The sequence below is a fragment of the Priestia sp. P5_B4 genome (assembly GCF_056400385.1).
Window position 1 is genome coordinate 1 of record NZ_JBFULJ010000428.1, and the last position, 3,223, is coordinate 3,223.

General features: G+C 31.3%; 2 protein-coding genes. Both read right to left on the reverse strand.

Going from position 1 to position 3,223, the window contains the following annotated elements:
• Window positions 1-869: 869 nt before the first annotated feature.
• The gene (locus tag AC1DRF_RS20720; protein ID WP_477741568.1) at window positions 870-1,304 is read right to left on the reverse strand and encodes a CBO0543 family protein; all 435 of its coding nucleotides are present in this window, start codon (window positions 1,302-1,304) and stop codon (window positions 870-872) included.
• A gap of 421 nt (window positions 1,305-1,725) precedes the next feature.
• Window positions 1,726-2,685 (reverse strand): magnesium/cobalt transporter CorA, encoded by a 960-nt coding sequence (corA, locus tag AC1DRF_RS20725; RefSeq protein ID WP_477741569.1) that lies wholly within the window; start codon window positions 2,683-2,685, stop codon window positions 1,726-1,728.
• Window positions 2,686-3,223 lie beyond the last annotated feature (538 nt).

Consider the following 3,223-nt stretch of genomic DNA (forward strand, 5'->3'; position numbering starts at 1 on the left):
TCCCATTTCAATACTTTATATATTCCTAACCATTTAAAAATGCTTTCCCCCACAAAGGAAGCGAAAAAAGCAAAGACCGTGATTGCTAATACATACTTATTCCATTTAGGAAACCATTGATAAATCATCATATAAAAGAAAGGGATTATAGAAAAGTTAGCAGGTAACCATAAATCTCTTTCTAAATATGTCAGGGTCTAGGGACAAATCCAGTAGCGCAATGATACACCAATTTGATCTAGTATAAAAGCAATTCCAGATATGAATAGTCCAACCAGGCTTATTTCAATTATTCTCCTTTTATCTACCAACATCCACCATAGAAAAAAGGGGAGAATTAAAATTAAAATCATTATCCACCATTGGTAAGTAAATACTACTTCCTCTTTCCAATAGTTAAGCCAAAGGACTTTGAACTTATCATAATAATATTCAATTTCTTCAAATTTTTACATATTTTTATTCCAATCTTTCATCTCAGAATTTTCTAGCTAAAAAAATTAACTTGATGGGGAAGTTACTCTCTTTTCATTTAAGCAGACATCCTTTTTACTTTAAGATGTTCGAAAAGGCAAACTTTATGAGTAAATTACTTAAGCCCCTATGAAAAGATCTTTTGCAACTATGGTTTAACGAACAGAAGAAGACCATCTTTTTAATGGGCATGAATGAATCTTTCTTTAGTTGAACATTCTATTTAAGAAATCCTTCAATACTTACTCTATTATATAAAGGTGGAGTTAATATACATGAATGATAAATTACAAAAGGTCTTTATTGTATACTTCATTTCTTTGATTGGTCCCTTTGCTATTCTCTTTCTTACAAATTATTTGATTCGAGCAACTCGTAGAAAATAGAGCGTAGGCTTAAGTTTTTAAAACTTGATGTTTTACCAAACTTCGATAATAAACATAAATAATAATATATGCTATTAAATAACTAATGAAAGTTCCAATAATATTCCAAGAATTAAAATACTCTACTTTTTCAAAGATTAAACCAATGCCTTCAAAACCTGTAGTAAAAAGAGTAAAACCAATTAAAAGCAGAAAAGTATTAACCCTCTTTTTTATTTTTAAATAAACTAAAAAAGAGGCTAAGACCGGATAAAAACCCATATTTAAAGGAAGTGCAGATAAACTTCGATTTCTAAAAATTGGTTCAAACTGCCAAAAATAATTAGTCCCCCATTCATTAAGTATAAAGGCTACTGTCATTCCTATTGGTGCAATTAAGAGAACAATTATAGATTCCTTTTTGTATAAGATAAACCCAAAAATCCAAGGTGCAACAAATCCCATAATAATATTTATTAGTATTTTCTCTCTGCTCCTCTCACTAAGACAACTTTTTAATAGGATTGTCCAAAACTTAGGAATGTATATCTCATGAAGAAGAAAACTAATGATTACACACTAAAAGTCTTTTCTCCTTTCTACACATAAATTCTTACTACCTTGACCAAACTATCCAGGACGCCGTGAGGCATCATAGAGATAATTCTCCATCCTTACAAAAACAGAAAAACAACTGAACGGACCCAGTTGTTTTTCTGTTTTTAGGTTGTATATGGTATAAAACATTAGTTAACATAATCACTCTTTCGGTACAAATTACAAAAAAAACTCCTTGAGCCCCAAGGAGTTTAAAAGAGATTACTATTATGAATTATGCAGCTTTTTATTTTAAAAAATTATTAGAAAGGCTTCCTTCTAGCCCTTCCTACTTGTTTACATTAAACCAGCCTTTTCGTTTAAACCAAAGAATCATACCGATTGTCATTAAGGCCATAATTCCTAAAACAATATAATATCCGTAGTGCCAGTGAAGTTCAGGCATATGATCAAAGTTCATCCCATATAACCCTACGACAAAGGTGAGAGGGATAAAAATAGAGGAGATAATTGTTAATGTCATCATAATGGAGTTCATCCGATTGGCGTTGAGTGAAAGGTAATTATCTCTCATATCTGATGTCATATCCCGATTGGCTTCCACCATGCTTGTTAATTTTATTAAGTGATCGTAGATGTCATTGAAATAGGCTTTCTGCTCTGCAGGTATATGTAAACGTTCAGAATTAATAATTCGATATAGCAGATCACGCATAGGAAGAATGGTTTTTCTGAGCTTTAATAAATCACTTCGGATATCAAAAACATCATTCATTAGTAAAGCAATTGATTTTTTTGYATCTCTGCTTTCAATTTCATTTAATTTATCCTCAATTTCATACATAATTGGGAAGTAATCATCCACTAGTTGGTCTAGAACCGCGTAAGCAATATAGGACACTCCCTTATTAAATCCACTAGGATGTTGTAAAAGGCGTTGTCCTACTGTTTCAATACTGAGTACTGGTTTAAAGTGGAAGGTCACTAAAAAATTTTCTCCAATAAATACGTCTACTTCTTCAACATCTAACGTGTGGCTATTTAAATAATGAAGAACTAAAAAGCTGTAACCCTCATAATAATCAAGTTTAGGACGTTGTAATAAATGAAGACAATCTTCGATAGCTAAAGGGTGAAAGTGGAAAAACGTCTCTAACACTTTTGCTTCCTCTTCAGATGGAGAGGCAAGATCTACCCAGAACCACTTAATTGAAGGGTCAGATAAGTGATCAAGGGGTACATCTTCTTTGACCTGTAAGTCTTGTGTAATAGTGATTGTTCGGATCATGCTGCTGCTCCTCCATGTGATTAAAAATTATCTATAGTATGTTACATAAAATAAACGATTAATCCGACTGTTAACAAGGCAATGAAATCTTTCTGATATTTTCTTCTCTTTTCTTCACGTGTATCTTTATTTTCCCTGAAATACTTATCTATAAAAATAATAATACAAAGGAGGAGGAAACTAAGGATGATATCCAGTATTAAGAAGTGAAAGAAGTGATATGTAGTAGTCAATGGCATAGTAATTCTCCTTATTTTTCACTTTTAAGTGAGAGAATACTAAATAAGTCTCTCTTCATATGTTAATCAGGTACAAAAAGTACTAAAATCAATTTAGCTGTAGAATAACGAATAACATAATAAAAAAAGGATTCATTTTTTATTGTTTTCTTTATCCTAATGTCTATCATTAAAACATACAAAACAACTCATTATATACCAAAATGTTCTATATGTCCTAAGTTGTTGGAAGAAAGAGGCTTATTAATCCTAAAAACAGGAACTGTCTAAAAATACTATAAGCTAATAAGGTGAGACGG

Excerpts from the sequence above, each read along its gene's own strand:
- AC1DRF_RS20720 (WP_477741568.1), bottom strand. The coding sequence starts at position 1,304 with ATGGGATTTGTTGCACCTTGGATTTTTGGGTTTATCTTATACAAAAAG.